Here is a 16566-nt window from a genome sequence, read left to right as displayed (position 1 = left end):
CCGTGACAGACAGCGTTCCCGCCCCGCGCCGTGCCGAACTCGAGGTCCTCGTCGAGTTCTGGTACTATTTCAGCGAGAACCGCGGTGCCGTCGTCGGCCTGGCGGTGCTGGTCGCGATGGTCCTTGTCGCGATCTTCGCCCCCTTCGTCGCCCCGTTCGATCCCGACGAGCAGTTCCGCGACGCCTTCCTGAAGCCGCCGTTCTTCCAGGAGGGATCCGATCCGCGCTTCATCCTCGGCACCGACGCCGTCGGCCGGGATCTGCTGTCGCGGCTGATCTTCGGCGCGCGCTTCTCGCTGTTCATCGGCGCGGCGGTGTCGGTTCTGGCGCTGTCGGCGGGAATCGTGCTGGGACTGCTGTCCGGTTTCCTGCGCGGGCCCGTCGAGACCGTCATCATGCGGGTCATGGACGTCATCCTGGCCTTTCCCAGCCTGCTGCTGGCGCTGGTGCTGGTGGCGATCCTCGGGCCGGGACTGGTCAACGCGATGATCGCCATCGCCGTGGTCCTGCAGCCCCACTTCGTCCGGCTCACCCGCGCCGCGGTTTTGAGCGAGCGCAACCGCGACTATGTCACCGCCGCCCGCGTCGCCGGCGCCGGGCCGCTCAGGCTGATGTTCAGCACCATCCTGCCGAACTGCACTGCGCCGCTGATCGTCCAGGCGACCCTGTCCTTCTCCAACGCCATCCTCGACGTCGCGGCCCTCGGCTTCCTCGGCATGGGCGCCCAGCCGCCGACGCCGGAATGGGGCACCATGCTGGCCGAAGCCCGCGAGTTCATCCTGCGCGCCTGGTGGGTCGTCACCTTCCCCGGCCTCGCCATCCTGATCACCGTACTCGCCATCAACGTCATGGGCGACGGCCTGCGCGACGCCCTCGACCCGAAGCTGAAGCGGAGCTGAGTGCGATGGCGCAGACAGGCCTCGTGCAGTCGACAAGCGTACCGACGGCGGCCGCGCCTCAAACGGCTTCGACCACCGGTGTGACCAGCCTCGAGATAGCATTTGTACCGCTGCTCGCGACGCTCGTGGCCGCGGCGATCGTGGGACTGCTCGGGCGGCGATTCGGCCCTCGATCCTTCCGCGACCAGGCCTGGGGGTGGGGGCTGATGGCGTTCGCCACCGTTCTGCTCGCCTGGCTGCTGATCATCCTGCATTACATCTTGTTTGCGTATGGCAACGGCGGAGTGACCATCCCGCGTGACCTTTACCTTCTTACCAGCGCGCTGACCGCAGCCGTTTTCACGATGATCGGCTGGTTCGTGGCTCACGAGAACAGCCGCCAGCGCGATACCGAACTGCGCGACGAGAAGATCCGGGACATTCAGTCCGCCCTGCTCGCGGAGATCCAGAGCAACTTTGACCATTTCTACGGGGTCGATCTTGAGAGGAGCGCAGCAACGATGAGGGAGCGCCTGCAGCAGGAAAGCTTCACGCCGTTCGTACCGCGAGACTCGACCTCGAAAGTGTTCGACGCCGTTATTGCGGAGATTCACATCCTGCCGCACGGCGTGATCGCACCCACGGTCGCCTACTACAAGCAGGCGGCCTCTGTTTCGCATTTCATTGACGACATGCACGGGGAAGGATTTGCCGGGAAAAGTCCCGCCATCAAGCTGGAGATGTATGTCGACTACTTAGGCATGATCAAAAAGGCGCAGCGTCTGGCCAGCGAAGCGATTGCGGCTCTAACAGCGTCCTTGGAAGAAAACGAGGTTCCGGCCGGACAGAGAGATACTGTCGTAGCCGCTAATAGCCCGGCTTCGGTCCGGAACGCTCGTCAATCACGATCTCGCTCGAAGTCGGCTTCGGGTCTGGCGGATTCATCCAAGCCTCCACGGTCATGAGCAGTATATAGGATATGGCCCTGAACGATCAACTTGGGATGCCCCTCCTCGAGATCCGCAACCTCACCGTGGAGTTCCAGACGGCATCCGGCCGCTTTCGTGCCGTCGATTCCATGGACTTCGAGGTCGGCACCGGCGACATGCTGGCGATCGTCGGGGAATCGGGATCCGGCAAGTCGGTCGCCATGCTGGCGCTGATGGGGCTCCTGCCCTGGACCGCCACCGTCACCGCCGACCGGATGGCGTTCGCCGGCCGCGACCTGCTGACGATCTCGAAACGCGAGCGTCGCGACATCGTCGGCAAGGAGATCGCGATGATCTTCCAGGAACCGATGACGAGCCTCAATCCGTGCTTCACCATCGGCTTCCAGATACAGGAATCGCTGCGCGTCCATCTCGGTCTGGATCGCAAGGAGCGCCGTGCCCGGGCGCTCGAACTGCTGCGCGAGGTCGGCATACCCGAACCGGAGCGGCGCCTGTCTGCCTTCCCGCACCAGCTGTCCGGCGGCATGTCGCAGCGGGCGATGATCGCCATGGCGCTCGCCTGCCGGCCGAAGCTGCTGATCGCCGACGAACCCTCGACGGCGCTCGACGTGACCATCCAGGCGCAGATCCTCGACCTGCTGGTCGCCCTGCAGCGCGACACCGGCATGGCGCTGGTGCTGATCACCCACGACATGGGGGTCGTCGCGGAGACGGCGGAGCGCGTCGTGGTGCAGTATGCCGGCCAGCAGGTCGAGCGGCAGTCGGTCTACGGCCTGTTCGAGGATCCGCACCATCCCTACACGGCCGCTCTCCTGGCGGCACTGCCGGAGCGTGCCACGGGGCGGCATCTGCCCTCCATCCCGGGCGTCGTGCCGGGCCAGGGCGACCGCCCGGCCTGCTGCCTGTTCAACCCGCGCTGCCGGTTCGCGACCGACCTGTGCCGGACCGTCGTGCCGCCGCGGGCGGGCGGGGAGTTCGGCGAGGCGCTCTGCCACTATCCGCTCGATCACGGCAGGCCGACCGGCCATCCGGATCCGGACGGGTCGCTGGCCGCGGCGCCCGAGGAGACGAACGCATGAGCGAAGCGATTCTCGAGGGACGCGACCTGTCCAAGTCCTATGCCATCGGACGCGGGATGTTTTCCGGACCGCTCGAGGTCAAGGCGCTGCGCGGCGCAAGCTTCAGGCTGGAAGCGGGCAGGACCCTCGCCGTGGTCGGCGAATCCGGCTGCGGGAAGTCGACGCTTGCCCGTCTCGTCACCATGATCGAGGCGCCGAGCGGTGGCAGCCTGCTCGTCGAGGGCGTCGACGTCACCGGCGACCGCGCCGCGCACCCGCAGGACCTGCGGCGGGCCGTGCAGATCGTCTTCCAGGATCCCTACGGCTCGCTCAATCCGCGCAAGAAGATCGGCACCACGCTGGAGGAGCCGCTGGTCATCAACACGAAGGACGACGCGCCGACGCGGCGGCGCAAGGCGCTGGACATGCTGACCCGCGTCGGCCTGCGGCCCGAGCATTACGGCCGCTATCCGCACATGTTCTCCGGCGGCCAGCGCCAGCGTGTCGCCATCGCCCGCGCTTTGATGCTGCGCCCGCGCATCCTCGTCCTCGACGAGCCGGTGTCGGCGCTCGACGTCTCGATCCAGGCGCAGATCCTCAACCTGCTCGCCGAGTTGCAGGAGGAGTTCGGCCTCGCCTACCTGTTCATCTCGCACGACCTGTCGGTGGTCCGCCACGTCGCCGACGACATCATGGTCATGTATCTCGGCCGGCCGGTCGAGGTCGGCCCGCGCGACGAGATCTTCGACAGGCCGCGCCACCCCTATACGCGCGCCCTGCTCGCCGCCACGCCGGTCGCCGACCCGAGGCGCCGCGCCGAGCGCGTGGCGGTGAAGGGCGAACTGCCCTCGCCGATCAACCCGCCGCCCGGCTGCTCGTTCAACCCGCGCTGCCCGCTCGCCTTCGACCGCTGCCGCGTCGAGGTCCCGCAGCTCGAGCCGCACGGCCGCGCGCGGGTCGCCTGCTTCGCGGTGACGGATTAGCCGCTACCGATACGCCAGCGTCGGCAGCCACATCGACAGCGCCGGCACGAAAGTCAGCAGCAGCAGCACGGCGACCAGCGGCACCAGGAACGGCGCGGTCGCCGTGACGCATCGCTCGAACGGCACGCCGGAGACCTTCGAGAGCACGTAGAGCACCATGCCCACCGGCGGCGTCAGCAACCCGATCATCAGGTTGAGGATCAGGATGATGCCGAAGTGCACGGGATCGATGCCGAGCTGCACCGCGACCGGCAGCAGCACCGGCGTCAGGATCGTGATGGCGGCGATCGTCTCCATGAAGCAGCCGATCACCAGCACGATCAGCGTGATCAGCAGGATCAGCGCGATCCTGTTTTCCGTGATGCCGAGCAGGCCGTTGGCGAAATGCAGCGCCACCTGGTTGGCGGTCAGGATCCAGGCGAAGATCGTCGAGGCGGCGACGATCAGCATGATCGCCGCCGTCGTCTCGACCGTGTCCATCGACACTCTGAGGATGTTCCGCCAGTTCAGCGTCCGGTAGACCAGCAGGCCGAGCAGCATCGCATAGGCGACGGCGGCGATCGCGGCCTCCGTCGGCGTGAACACGCCGCCGATGATGCCGCCGATGATGATCGCCGGCGTCATCAGGGGCAGGAACGCGTCGCGGAAGCTGAGCGCGAACCAGCGCAGGCTGAAACGCTCGTCGCGCGGATAGTCGCGACGGCGCGCGTACCAGGCGACCATCAGCATCAGCGAGAACGCCATCAGCAGCCCCGGGATCAGCCCGGCGGCGAACAGCTGGCCGATCGATGTGTCGGCGATCACCCCGTAGACCACCAGCGGCAGCGACGGCGGGATGATCGGGCCGATGGTCGAGGACGCCGCGGTGATGCCGACCGCGAAGTCGGGATCGTAACCGGCGTCGCGCATCGCCTTGATCTCGATGTTGCCGAGTCCCCCGGCATCGGCCACCGCCGCGCCCGACATGCCGGCGAAGATGACGCTCGCCCCGACATTGACGTGGCCGAGCCCGCCATGCATCCAGCCGACGGCGGCGCGGGCGAAGTTGAAGATCCGCGTCGTGATCCCGGCGGTGTTCATCAGGCTGCCGGCGAGGATGAAGAACGGCACCGCGATCAGCGGGAACGAGTTGACGCCGTTGACCATGTTGGCGAGCACGATCATCGGCGGCATGCCATTCGTCGCCACGAAGGCGAGCGAGGCGAGCGCCAGCGCCGCCGCCACCGGCACGCCGATGATCATCAGGACGAACAGCAGCGCGATCATCAGCAGGATGGACATCTGGCGGGCGGCCCCTCAGTCGGTTGTCAGGTGCCGGTCCAGATCGGCGACGAGTTGCCCGGGCGAGCGCCGCAGCTTGCGCCACGCCCAGACCGCCGCGTAGGCCGTCATCACGGCGAGCGCGACGACGCAGATCGTGTAGATCCACGCCTTCGGCACAGGCAGGGTCACCATCTTCTGGCGGGTCTTCTGGGTCAGCTCGATGCCGATCCAGGTCAGCGTCCCGTAGATGCCGCAGGTGATGACCGCCGAGACAACCGACAGCGCCTTGGCGCAGGCCGGCGGCACCATCCGCATCAGGAACTCCAGCGCGATGTGGCTGCCGCGCTTGACCGCGCTGACCGAGCCCAGGAAGCAGACGAGGATCAGCAGATAGCGCGCCACCTCCTCGGTCCAGGCAAGCGAGTCATTGAGCACGTAGCGCGTGAAGAACTGCAGGAACACGACGATGGCCAGCACCCAGAACACCAGGATTCCCGGCGCGTCGATCCACCTGATGTCGGCGATCGAGGTCTGTTCCGGCTCGACGGCGATGGAGGTCGCGTGCGGGCGCGCTCGGTCGTTTTCGTTACCCTGGCCCATTCAAGATCCTTGGCGTAACACCGGCTGGGGCTGCTCCCCTCGATCGGGAAGCGTCGGCCGAGGTGACTCCCTCCACCTTGATAGGGGAGGGTCGGGGTGGGGGTGGAGCGGCAGGTTCGGAACGCGTTGCTCCATCCCACCCTCCTCCTCGAGGAAGGAGACGATCGTGGGACGGGCACCCTGCAGCCGAGGTTTGTCCCGGCTCAGTTCGCGAGCGCCTGCAGCCGGTCGAACTGGTCGCGGGTATAGGGCACCCGGGACTCGTCCGTCAGGATCGGCAGGACCGCCTTCTGAAAGGCGTCCTTGTCGACCTCGTTGACCTCGATGCCCTGGTCGCGGAACCACTGCTTCAGGTCCGTCTCGGCCTGGTTGATCTCGTCGGCGCACCTGGCCGCGGCCGCCTTCATCACCTCTTCGACGACGCCGGCGTCGTCGCCGATCTTGCCCATCGCGCTGTCCGAGACGATGATGATCAGCGAGTTGCCGATGTGGCCGGTCAGGTTGATGTTCGACTGGACCTCGTAGAACTTCTTGAACTTGATCGTCGGCAGCGGATTTTCCTGCGCGTCGACCACGCCCTGCTGCAGGGCCAGGTAGACCTCGGCGAAGGCGATCGGCGTCGGATTGGCGCCGACCGCGTTCGGGAACATCACCATCACCGGCGAATCCGGCACCCGGATCTTCAGGCCCTTCATGTCGTCCGGCTTGGTGATCGGGAACTTCGAGGTGACGTGCCGGTAGCCGTACCAGGTGATCGCCATCACGGTGTGGCCGGTCGCCTCCTTGTAGCCTTCCGACAGCTCCTTGAAGAGGTCGCTGTCGCGATAGGCCTGCCAGTGCGCGTAGTCCTTCAGCATGAACGGGTAGTCGGAGATGGCGATCGGCCCGTAGTCGCGTTCCGCGAAGTTCGGCCCGGTGTAGATAATGTCGACCGAGCCGATCGTGAGGCCTTCGTTGATGTCTGCCTCGTTGCCCAGCGACGAGGCCGGAAACACGGAGATGTTCACCCGCCCGTCGGTCTTCGCCTTGATCTCGTCGGCCGCCCAGAGCGCGCACTGGTGATAGGCGGAGCCCTCCTCGTAGACGTGCGCCCACTTCAGGTCCGTCGCCGCCGAGACGTGGTCGGCCAGCAGCCCGGCGCCGGCGACGATGCCCGCGGCGATGCCCAGAACGATACGTCGATCGATTGAACGATCCATTTGTTTCCTCCCTCTGGGCGTCCCGGACGGTCTTCTGGATGCCGGCCCGCGGATGCGTCTCCTGCCGGACGCGTTTCCGCCGGATCGGCGGCCGCTGCGGAACGCCTGTTTCCTGCTCGTCCCGCCACGACGGCGGGTTCCGGTCGCAGCCATGCCCATGTGACATTATGAACTGCGGATATGGTTAGTATAGTTATATGACAAATTCGGGCAAGACGGAATCTGGCAGGACCGGGCCGGGCCCTGGCTCCCGATGGGTCAGGCGGCCCTCGGCTGCTTCGGACCTCCCGCCTTGGATACCTGGCCGTGCCGTCTCATCGGGCCGCTCGGCCCTGTCGCGATTGTGAGGGGACGCGGGGTGCTTCGCCTGCTATCACGCGAGGATTGTCAAACGGCAGTTTGCCGGAGCCCGAAGACCGGGTGTCCGGGACTGTCGTGGGAAAACCTTTGGGAGGGGCATACTGATGATTGCTTCGCACGTTTCACGTCTTGCGGTCCGCTCGACCGCCGCAGCGCTCGGTTTCGGGCTTGCGCTCACGCTCGTTGCCGCAGCGCCCGCTGCCGCGCTGGACAACGGCACCCAGGTACTGACCGGCGGCTTCAATCAGGGGCCCAACGTCGACACCATCTTCACGTCGCCGGGAATGACGACGGCCCTGCCGCCGGACTATCCTTCCACCGGACAGGGCGAAACCGCCGTCCAGGTCCGTATGCCTGCCGGCGACCTGAGCAACCTGCGCGTCCACGTCGTCACGCAGACCATTCCCGTCAGCGGCAATCTCCGGGTGAACCTCAGGATCAACGGTGCGAACACGGTCCTGACCTGCAAGGTGACGGGGACCGGCGACTGCGCCACGAAGAAGAGCAAGGTCGTCTCGATCGGCAAGGGCGACCTGCTGGCGATCCGGATCAGGAGCACGCTCGTCGACGAGGGCAATTTCACGCTGACCTACTCGTTCGAGTTCGACTGAACGGGGAGGCGCTGCCGCCGGCGCCGGAAGCTAGACCGGCAGCGACAACACCGCCTGCAGGCCACCTTCCTCCCGGTTGCGCAGCCTGATGTCGCCGCCGTGCGAGCGGAAGATCGTGCGGGCGACCGCCAGACCAAGCCCGATCCCGCCGGTCTGGCGACTGCGTGACGTCTCGCCGCGCACGAACGGCTCGAAGACCCGCTCGAGTTCCGCATCGGGAAGGCCCGGCCCCTCGTCCTCGATGACGATCAGGGCCTCCCTCGGCGCGGCGCCGTCGGGCACGCTGACGGTCACCCGGGCGTGGCCGCCGTAGCGCACCGCGTTCTCGATGACGTTGCGGATCGCCCGGCGCAGCGCCACGGTCCGCCCGCGCACCACCGGCCGCACGCCCTCGGCCGACACTTCCACGTCGTAGCCGATCTCCACCAGGTCCGCCGCCAGGCTGTCGACGAGCGCGGCGAGGTCAGCCGGCCGGGTGTCCTCCTCGGTGCGCTCGGCGCGCACGAACTCCAGCGTTGCCTCGGTCATGTCCTGCATTTCCTCGATCGTCTCGATCAGCTTGTCGCGCGTCTCCTCGTCGTCGACGAGTTCGGCCCGCAATCTGAGGCTGGTGATCGGGGTGCGCAGGTCGTGCGATATCGCAGCCAGCATCTGTGTGCGGTCCCTGACGAACCGGTCGAGGCGCTCGCGCATCTCGTTGAAGGCGCGGGCCGACCGGCGGGCCTCGTCCGGACCTGTTTCCGGCAATGCGCCGACCGCCTCGCCGCGGCCGAGCCTGTCCGCCGCCTCCGCAAGCCTCTTCATGGGCCGTACGATCCGGCCGGCAACCAGGACCGCAGCCAGCAGCGTCGCGATCGTCGACAGGCCCAGACTGATGAACAGCGCCCGGCCGAACGGCCTCGGATCAGGCGGCGGCGCGGTTGCGATGTTCATCCACTCGTTGTTCGGCATGCCGATGGCAGCCTTGAACCAGCCGATCTGCGGCGGCGGCGGCGGGGTGGTGTCGAACGGATTCCACCAGCGTGAGTCGTCGGCGTCGAACCCGACGGCCACGCGCACCCTGCGCCTCGGCAGGTCGAGCGCCTTGGCAAGCTCCGTGCCCAGATAGCGGGAGGCGGGATCCGTGCCATTGCCGGTCTGCGGCTGGTCGCTCGTCCAGAACCGCACGAACCGCGAACTGGCGACCTCGAGCAGCCGCGGCCGCAGCCCGGCCGGCATGTCGACGAGCAGCCGCCGCAGCACCAGCGCCCGCTCCACCACCGTCTCCTGATAGGCCTGGCGCGCCACCCGCATGCGCTCCCCGGCAAACAGCAGGAAGGCGACCACCTGCGCGACGACCAGGGCCAGGAACAGCAGCAGCGCCAGTTGGCCGGTGAAGCTTCGCGGCGGCAGTCTCATTCGCGTTCCACGCTGCCGGAAAAGCTGTAGCCGCCGCCCCACACCGTCTTGATCAGTTCCGGCGACCTCGGATCGATCTCGATTTTGCGTCTCAGCCGGCTGACCTGGTTGTCGATCGACCGGTCGAACGGCGCCGCCTCGCGGCCGCGGGTAATGTCGAGCAACTGGTCGCGGCTGAGCACCACGCCGGGCCTGTCCAGGAAAGCCACGAGCAGCCGGAACTCCCCGGTCGACAGCGGCACCGCGACGCCGTCTGTGCCGGTCAGCTCGCGCCTCGCCGGATCGAGCATCCAGCCCTCGAACCGGTAGCGGCCCTTGCCCGGCGGCTCGCGGGTCGGCGGCAGCGACTGCGTGCGCCGCAGCACCGACCGGATGCGGGCCAGCAGTTCGCGGGGATTGAAGGGTTTGGTCAGATAGTCGTCCGCGCCGATTTCCAGTCCGACGATCCGGTCGGTCTCCTCCGCCATCGCGGTCAGCAGGATGACCGGAACCGCTGTGGATTCGCGCAGGTAGCGGCACAGCGACAGGCCGCCCTCTCCCGGCATCATGATGTCGAGCACGACCAGGTCGATCGCCGCGCTGCGCAGAACCTTGCGGGCGTCTTCCGAACTTTCGGCCGTGGTCGTGCGGAAGCCGTTCTTGACGAGGTAACGGCCGACCAGCTCGCGGATGTCGCGATGATCGTCCACGACCAGAATGTGCGGCTTGCCTTCCATTTCGGTGTGATACATCCGCGCGTCAAATCGTTGGGCGGGAAAGTGTAATATATTGTAACAACGTCATCTTTTCGTCGACGCTGTGTTGTCGATCCGCTATCTGCTGAACTTCGGGCTGGGTCGTCAATCGTTATGTGGGGATAGCAATGCCACGAGCCCTTTCCGGATTTTGCTGCCCGATCGGCGGAGGCAAACGCTCCCGCTCCGGCCGCACACCCCTGCGGACCGCAGGGCCACGCTGCGCTGCCGGATCCGCAACCTCCGCCGTTACCTCCGTCGAAGCGCGCCCTTGAGGGGCACACATCGCTGGAATACGGGCAGGGACCGGCTTGCGGCAACAGCGAGTCGGCGGCCCGTCGCCGGCCTCGTCGAGACCTACGGCAACGCTGGACTTGGGCACATCGAGAAGGAACTTCTGCGCGGCGCCTGCCGCGTGCAGCGGATGCTGGGCCCTCGCCACCGCATATTGCTCGCCTGCTTCCCGAAGTCCGGTTCGACATGGCTGCGCACCATCCTGTCCGAACTGCCGGGCATCAAGTCCGCCTGGATCACCGAAAGCACCGGCCGCGGCGAGCAGGAACTCTCCGCCTGGCGGGTCGCCCGCGCAAGCTTCGGCCACTTCGTCGCCCAGCACCACGTGCGCTACCACGACGACACGCAGCGTCTTGTCGACCAGTTCCGGATGAAGCCGGTGGTTCTGGTGCGCGACATCTTCGACAGCGTCGTGAGCCTGCTCGATCACGTCAAGCATCGCTGGCCGGAGATCCCGCAGGCCTTCGTGACGCCGGAACTGCGGTCCCTTCCCGACGAACAGGTCCTCGATTTTCTCGTCGACATGGCCGTGCCCTGGTACATGGACTTCTACGTGAGCTGGACGGGCTGCGCCGATGCCGTGCGTCTCAACTACGAGGAACTGAATGCGGATCCGGTCGCCATCGTGTCCGAACTGCTGGACCGCCTCGGGATCGCAGCGGCGCGCGGCGAGGTTCGCGGCGCCATCGCTGCGGCCGACGCCAGGGACAGCCTCTTCAACCGCGCCGAGATCGGTCGGGGCAGGATGCTGAGCGAAGCCCAGCGCGCCCGGATCGTCAGGCAGGCCAGCTACTACCCGTCGGTGGACTTTGCCCCCATCGGCCTGAGCGGGTCCGTGATCGCAGCCCATTCCTCGTCATAACCTTCCGCAGGCCCGAGAGACGGGTCCTGGCAGGACGGTGCCCCCTGATACAATTCGATACACATTCGGGCCGTTCGGACAAACTCTTGCGACTTGTTCCCCTTCATATTGAGGCCAACGACCGCACGCCACACGGAGCGACCGGATGAAGACCTCGACTTCCCTAATCGTTGCCCTGGGCGCGGTCATGGCCGTCATCGGGATCTCCTCGGCTGTGAACGCCGGCAGCGATCGCTGCGAGCGCGCTTCGGATTCCGAGTGCAGCGGTCGCTATCATCATACCCGCGGCCCGGCCGGTCGCGGACCGGGCCCGATGACCGGCAACCCGATGTTCGCCCACGGCATGATGGGCCCGATGATCATGAAACGGGCCTTCCAGCTTGCCGACGCCGACAAGGACGGCAGGCTGACGGACGCAGAGATAGACAGCGCGCGGACCGCCCAGTTCGACAAGCACGACGCCAACGGCGACGGAAGGCTGACGCTCGAGGAGTTCGATTCGCTGCTGCGGGAGTTGACGCAACCGGTCGCGGTGCGTGCCTTCCAGTTTCTCGATCCGGATGGCGACGCCGTCATCACGAAGGAAGAATTCGACGGGCCGACGACCCGCATCGTCCGGTTCCTGGACCGCAACGAGGACGGCGCCCTGTCGATCGACGATCGCCCGGACTTTCACCGCGGCGGCTTCAGCCACGGCCGCTACGACGAGGAAGACGACGACAACTGATCCATCCTGAACCTTCAGTTTCCTTCCTGCTCCCGCAGACAGGCAGGAGGGAAATGCGCGGCCCGGCCATCGCCCCCGTCCGGGTCGCGCTTTTTTTTGCCTCCCCGATGCCACGGCCGCGCAGCGTCCCGCATGACAGGTGCGGGCCTCTGCGAATCGTTGCCCGTTCTATCTTCGCTTCTTGACTCAAGGTAACCCTGACTGTGAATTGTCGTTCACTCGGGCGACCGCGCATCGAATCCGCATCGCGGTCGATTTCTCGGGAATGAACCAGGGTCGGTCGGCGCCGGACTCCTGCCCCTATCGAGCGCTGCTCGGTGACGTTTCGTCGAGATCGGACATTGGTCGATGGATGAGGCCCTCGAGAAACTCGCGAAACTGTACGAGAGCACTCCTCTCCTGGTTGCCGTCTACGACAGTTTCGACCGACTTCGCTATGCCAACGCGGCGTTCCGGTCGGCATTTTTCGTCGAGCCCGACGAGATGCTCACCTTCGCCGACCTGATGCGGCGGAATTTCAAGGCGCGCAGGGGCACGGTGATCAGCGTCGCCGATTTCGAGGAATGGCTGGTCAGCACGCAGGGCCGGCGCGGCAAGGTCGGCTACCGCGCCTTCGAGACCGACCTGTGGGACGGGCGCTGGTTCTGGATGACCGAAACGGTCCGTGCCGACGGCTGGATGCTGTGCGTGGCCAGCGACATCACCGATCTGCGGCCGGACCACCGCGCGGTGCGCCAGCAGCGCGATGCCGCGATCAAGGCCTCCTACACCGACGACCTGACCGGTGTGACCAACCGGCGCTTCGCGATGGCGCGCATAGCCGACATGCTGGAGCATCGAACCGGCGACGGACAGTCGGGTTGCCTGGCGATCCTGGACCTGGACCACTTCAAGCAGATCAACGACCGGTTCGGCCACCACACCGGCGACATGGTCCTGCGCGACTTCACCGGCCTCGTCCGGCGCTTCGTCCGGCGAACCGACTGTTTCGGCCGGCTGGGCGGGGAAGAGTTCGCGCTGGTGCTGCCGGATACCTCGGAGGCGCAGGCGGTGCTCATCATCGAGCGCATCCTGTCGACCGTACGTCGCTCCCGGCCGCTGGGCGCGCAGACCGACCTCGCCTACACCTTCTCCGCCGGAGTAGCCGCCGCGCGGACCCGCGACACGGTCACCGATCTCTACGCCCGGGCCGACGATGCGCTCTATTCGGCGAAGGAGGCCGGGCGCAACCGGATACACATCCACGGCGCCGTGCAGGGCCCGACCACCGCGTCCGGCTAGACGCGGGATCCGCCGCCGGGGCGAGTGCGATTCCGCCCGGCATTGGAACTTCCTCGCGCCCGACCTGTTGCACAGGGACTGCACACGTCTGGCGCCCGCTCGGCCGCGCAGGCTGGTGTGGCGCCCGCGGCCTCGCCCGCGATACCGGCGCCCCCGCTCCCGGCCCGGGCCTTTCCACTGGAGGAACCGCCATGTCCTACCTTCGCTTCGGCGCGATGATCCTCACCTCGACGGTGGTGATGTTCGTCCTGATGTACCTCAACACCTACGCCTGGGAGCACGTCTTCTATTCCGAGACGCGCACCTACATGGCGATCCTGATGGGCGCCACCATGGCGGTCGTCATGCTCGCCTTCATGCTGGGCATGTATTCCAGCAGGCGCCTCAACATCGCGATCTTCGCCGGCGCCGTGATCGTGTTCGCGCTGTCCTTGTGGCTGGTCCGCAGCCAGGTCACCGTTTCGGGCCCCAGTTACATGAGCGCGATGATCCCGCACCACTCGATCGCCGTCATGACATCCGAGCGCGCCCAGATCCGGGATCCCCGCGTGCGCAAGCTGGCCGACGAGATCATCGCGGCGCAGCGCCGCGAGATCGCCGAGATGCGCTACCTGATCGCCGAGGTCTCGCGCGGCGACACGGTGGCGGAAATATACGAGGATCCGGCGGCAGAGGCCGGCACGCTGGACGACGCCCTCGCCAACACGCTGCTCGCCGAGCTCGACCCGGCGCCGATGCCGGCTGCGGAGGCCGACCGGCTTCTCGGCGAGGGCGCGCGCTGCGCCTTCAACCGCAGCCCCGAGACCGATCCGATCCTGTGGGCCTCGCGCGACGGCGGCTCGGGCGCGATGAAGCTCAACGGCGTCCTCATCGCCCTCGAGGGCACGGGAGACGCCGCCGCCGGCGATGCGACGTTCGAGGTCCCGGGCCTCACCATGACCGTGCGCCCGCTGGGCGACGAGGCGGACTGGCGATCGGATGCCGAACTGATCTTCGCGCTCGAGGAGGGGCCGACCGTCGGCTACCGCGGCTTCTACTCGTGTGCCGCAGGATAGGCGGGCGGATCGAGGACGCGTTGGCGTCCGCCGACGGGGTGCGAGCGGCGCCCCGTCGGTGCGCGGGATCAGCCGGCCACGAGCACCACGATCAGGAAGATCGATACGCTCAGGACGACCGCCGAGACGATATCAGTCATTGAAGTTACCCCCACTCCTTCGTCCGGAGTGCCGGACGGCGATAAGGAGGAACGCCCGCGCCGGCACCGGGTTCCATCGGCCCGGGCTTTTTCCGCGGTCATCGGCGAGGGCGCGCGTCGGGGCCCTACCGGCCGCCGCCGACGAAGTGGACCAGTTCCTCGATGATGAACTTCTGTTCGGAGATGATCGCCTTGACGACGTCGCCGATGGAGATCAGGCCGACGAGGTCCTCGCCCTGCATGACCAGCAGATGGCGGACCCTGCTCTCCGTCATGATCGCCATGCAGGTTTCGAGCGAATCCTCCGGCCCGACGCAATGGACGCGCCGCGCCATGATGTCCCTCACCGGGGTGTTTGCCGACGCCTTGCCGCGCAGGATGACGCTGCGGGCATAGTGGCGCTCGGTGATGATGCCCGCCATCTGTCCGTTTTCCACGACGACCAGGGAGCCGATGTCTTCATCGGCCATCTTCCGGATCGCGTCGTAGACGCTGGCGCCCGGATCGACGGTGTGGACGGCCTGTCCCTTTTCCTGCAGCAGATTGATGACCAAGGTCATGGCTCGATACCCTGTTGGCGTCGCCCCAGAGCACCCTGAAGTTATCAACGCGATCTTGCGCGAAGTGTTCCTGGCCGGCAGCGAAACCGGCGCCCGGCGGCCTGTATTTCCCTTTTCGGGAGCGGATCACGGCATGGCAGCTCTAACCCGCAGCGTCCGTGTCTGGGTCTGCGGTCGCGGCCGCCCTGGCTTCGTGGCGATCGAGCATGAACCGCTCGATCTGCCGGCGGCGCCGGCCGGACCGGATCTGTTCCGCGGCGAAGCTGCGTGGACGGATCCGCCGCTGGTCCCCCGCACCGACCAGGTCGAAGCTGCGCTGCGCCGCTATCAGCCTGTCCGCGCCAGTGAATACCCCCACCACCAGGATGTCCATGCGCTCGGCACGGTCGGCAAGATCGAACGTCGCTTCGCCATGGGGAACGTCCTTTGCGACGCGCGCCGCGAGTTGCCGGAACTGCCCGATGTCCACGTGCTCGCCGGTCTTCAGGGGGCCCTGGAGACGCTCGGCGCGCTGATCGAGCCGCTCCGTCAGCGCCAGGTCCTGCTCGCTCAGGACTGTCGTGTAGGAATGCTCGCCCACGTGCAGCGTCACGACGACGGAATCCATGTAGACCGCCTGCGCGCTCATGTTGGCGACCAGGCACGTGGCTGTGTCGAGCTTGCTGCCGCCGAAGTTGATCAGGATCTTCGGTCTGTTGTTGCTGCGGTAGCTTCTGAGTATCAGGTCGAGATAGACGGCCCAGACAAGCAGGGTCGCTATGCTCGCAAGAGCGCTGACCGCACCGCTATGCTCCTGTAGCCAACTCCACATGTTCTGCCGAATGTTTCCGCGGCCATCCGCTCATGGTTGCCTTCGCCGGCGCAATCGGGGCGGCCTTCCGATTGGAAATTCCCGCGAATTCCTCCCCGCCGCCGTTCCGTCGGGGTCGAAGTCTGCAAAGACTACCCCCTCGGTCTTGTGGACACTACTCCTTCAGACGGTGGGGAATCCCGGTCACCACGCTGATGCTGCCGTCGCTTTCCAGGATGACCGTGTGCTCCGATGACAGGTTTGCGGCGCCGCTGGACCGTACCGCGCTGTCTATCTCGCCTTCTGTGATCCGTTCGCGCCGCATCGCTTGCAGGCACAGTTCCCCGTCCCGCACCAGCAGCGCCGGTTCCGATCGCACGGCCTTGGAGAACCCCCTCCAGCGCACCGACAGGAAGGTGACGCACAACTGCATCACGATCAGCAGGGCCAGCGCCAGCGCCCCCTCGGCGAGCGGGATGCTCTTCTGCAACAGCACCGCTGCCAGCGTCGAGCCGAGCGCAACCGTCACCACGAGATCGAAGGCATTCAGCTTCGCCAGCGTCCGCTTTCCGGAGATGCGCAGGAACAGAACGAGGCACGAATACGCCAGGATGCCGACCACGAGCGTCCTCGCGAGGCCTTCCCAGTTCTGAAAGAACATTCCGCTCCAGTCCATGCCACCCTCCCGATCTGGTGCCATGTTAACCGACAACCGTGGCCGCGGTTCAATTGGAACCGCCCGGCCGCTGTCCGGCGTCCCCTCCCGATGGTCCGCGACGGCCTCGGCCGCAGGTATCGCGCACCCGGTTCTACGGGGCCCCGG

At 66.7% G+C, this 16566-nt stretch carries 17 protein-coding genes; 9 read left to right on the top strand and 8 right to left on the bottom strand.

What is annotated here, in order from left to right:
- The first annotated feature begins 2 nt into the window (after window positions 1-2).
- From V3328_RS02140 to V3328_RS02125, 4 genes are read left to right on the top strand one after another with little or no spacing between them, the layout of a single operon-like run.
- Complete coding sequence (locus tag V3328_RS02140) at window positions 3-899, top strand: ABC transporter permease subunit (protein ID WP_340327992.1); 897 nt, start codon at window positions 3-5, stop codon at window positions 897-899.
- Between the two features lie 5 nt (window positions 900-904).
- Window positions 905-1843 carry a hypothetical protein gene (locus V3328_RS02135; RefSeq protein ID WP_340327991.1) on the top strand — a complete coding sequence of 313 codons (939 nt, stop codon included), beginning with the start codon at window positions 905-907 and terminating at the stop codon, window positions 1841-1843.
- Window positions 1844-1881: 38 nt separating this feature from the next.
- Window positions 1882-2907, top strand: coding sequence for an ABC transporter ATP-binding protein (locus tag V3328_RS02130; protein WP_340327990.1), 1026 nt, complete (start codon window positions 1882-1884; stop codon window positions 2905-2907).
- Window positions 2904-3869 carry a dipeptide ABC transporter ATP-binding protein gene (locus tag V3328_RS02125; protein WP_340327989.1) on the top strand — a complete coding sequence of 322 codons (966 nt, stop codon included), beginning with the start codon at window positions 2904-2906 and terminating at the stop codon, window positions 3867-3869. Before V3328_RS02130 ends, V3328_RS02125 begins: the two co-directional genes overlap by 4 nt.
- A gap of 3 nt (window positions 3870-3872) precedes the next feature.
- Here V3328_RS02125 and V3328_RS02120 read toward each other — a convergent pair whose 3' ends face one another.
- The 3 genes from V3328_RS02120 to V3328_RS02110 form a co-directional block, all read right to left on the bottom strand.
- Entirely contained in the window at window positions 3873-5150 is a 1278-nt protein-coding gene (locus V3328_RS02120; RefSeq protein WP_340327988.1) for a TRAP transporter large permease, read from the bottom strand.
- Window positions 5151-5165: 15 nt separating this feature from the next.
- Window positions 5166-5732 carry a TRAP transporter small permease gene (locus tag V3328_RS02115; RefSeq protein ID WP_340327987.1) on the bottom strand — a complete coding sequence of 189 codons (567 nt, stop codon included), beginning with the start codon at window positions 5730-5732 and terminating at the stop codon, window positions 5166-5168.
- A 203-nt stretch (window positions 5733-5935) separates the two neighbouring features.
- Window positions 5936-6931, bottom strand: coding sequence for a sialic acid TRAP transporter substrate-binding protein SiaP (locus tag V3328_RS02110; RefSeq protein WP_340327986.1), 996 nt, complete (start codon window positions 6929-6931; stop codon window positions 5936-5938).
- Between the two features lie 464 nt (window positions 6932-7395).
- On the opposite strand from V3328_RS02110, the gene V3328_RS02105 reads away from it, so the two are divergent.
- Window positions 7396-7902: a hypothetical protein gene (locus V3328_RS02105; protein WP_340327985.1), complete on the top strand. Its 507-nt coding sequence runs from the start codon at window positions 7396-7398 to the stop codon at window positions 7900-7902.
- Between the two features lie 30 nt (window positions 7903-7932).
- Here V3328_RS02105 and V3328_RS02100 read toward each other — a convergent pair whose 3' ends face one another.
- Window positions 7933-9300, bottom strand: a complete 1368-nt coding sequence (locus tag V3328_RS02100; protein ID WP_340327984.1) for an ATP-binding protein — start codon at window positions 9298-9300, stop codon at window positions 7933-7935.
- Window positions 9297-10016 carry a response regulator gene (locus V3328_RS02095; RefSeq protein ID WP_340328259.1) on the bottom strand — a complete coding sequence of 240 codons (720 nt, stop codon included), beginning with the start codon at window positions 10014-10016 and terminating at the stop codon, window positions 9297-9299. The genes V3328_RS02100 and V3328_RS02095 overlap by 4 nt, the downstream gene beginning before the upstream one ends.
- Before the next feature lie 289 nt (window positions 10017-10305).
- On the opposite strand from V3328_RS02095, the gene V3328_RS02090 reads away from it, so the two are divergent.
- The 4 genes from V3328_RS02090 to V3328_RS02075 all read left to right on the top strand — a co-directional run bounded on the left by V3328_RS02090 (window position 10306) and on the right by V3328_RS02075 (window position 14253).
- Complete coding sequence (locus V3328_RS02090) at window positions 10306-11190, top strand: sulfotransferase domain-containing protein (protein WP_340327983.1); 885 nt, start codon at window positions 10306-10308, stop codon at window positions 11188-11190.
- A gap of 145 nt (window positions 11191-11335) precedes the next feature.
- Window positions 11336-11917 carry an EF-hand domain-containing protein gene (locus tag V3328_RS02085; RefSeq protein WP_340327982.1) on the top strand — a complete coding sequence of 194 codons (582 nt, stop codon included), beginning with the start codon at window positions 11336-11338 and terminating at the stop codon, window positions 11915-11917.
- A 348-nt stretch (window positions 11918-12265) separates the two neighbouring features.
- Window positions 12266-13198 (top strand): sensor domain-containing diguanylate cyclase, encoded by a 933-nt coding sequence (locus tag V3328_RS02080; protein WP_340327981.1) that lies wholly within the window; start codon window positions 12266-12268, stop codon window positions 13196-13198.
- Between the two features lie 191 nt (window positions 13199-13389).
- On the top strand, window positions 13390-14253 hold the full coding sequence (locus V3328_RS02075; protein ID WP_340327980.1) for a DUF305 domain-containing protein: 864 nt from the start codon (window positions 13390-13392) through the stop codon (window positions 14251-14253).
- Between the two features lie 265 nt (window positions 14254-14518).
- On the opposite strand, the gene V3328_RS02070 is transcribed toward V3328_RS02075, so the two are convergent.
- The 3 genes from V3328_RS02070 to V3328_RS02060 all read right to left on the bottom strand — a co-directional run bounded on the left by V3328_RS02070 (window position 14519) and on the right by V3328_RS02060 (window position 16419).
- Window positions 14519-14953, bottom strand: coding sequence for a CBS domain-containing protein (locus V3328_RS02070; protein WP_340327979.1), 435 nt, complete (start codon window positions 14951-14953; stop codon window positions 14519-14521).
- A 142-nt stretch (window positions 14954-15095) separates the two neighbouring features.
- Window positions 15096-15764 (bottom strand): hypothetical protein, encoded by a 669-nt coding sequence (locus V3328_RS02065; RefSeq protein ID WP_340327978.1) that lies wholly within the window; start codon window positions 15762-15764, stop codon window positions 15096-15098.
- A gap of 154 nt (window positions 15765-15918) precedes the next feature.
- Window positions 15919-16419 (bottom strand): DUF421 domain-containing protein, encoded by a 501-nt coding sequence (locus V3328_RS02060; protein ID WP_340327977.1) that lies wholly within the window; start codon window positions 16417-16419, stop codon window positions 15919-15921.
- Window positions 16420-16566 lie beyond the last annotated feature (147 nt).

The organism is Microbaculum marinum (genome assembly GCF_037855135.1).
Taxonomy (GTDB): domain Bacteria; phylum Pseudomonadota; class Alphaproteobacteria; order Rhizobiales; family Tepidamorphaceae; genus Microbaculum; species Microbaculum marinum.
Note: the sequence above shows the minus strand (reverse complement) of the source record. Positions and strands in the feature narration are given on the sequence as shown.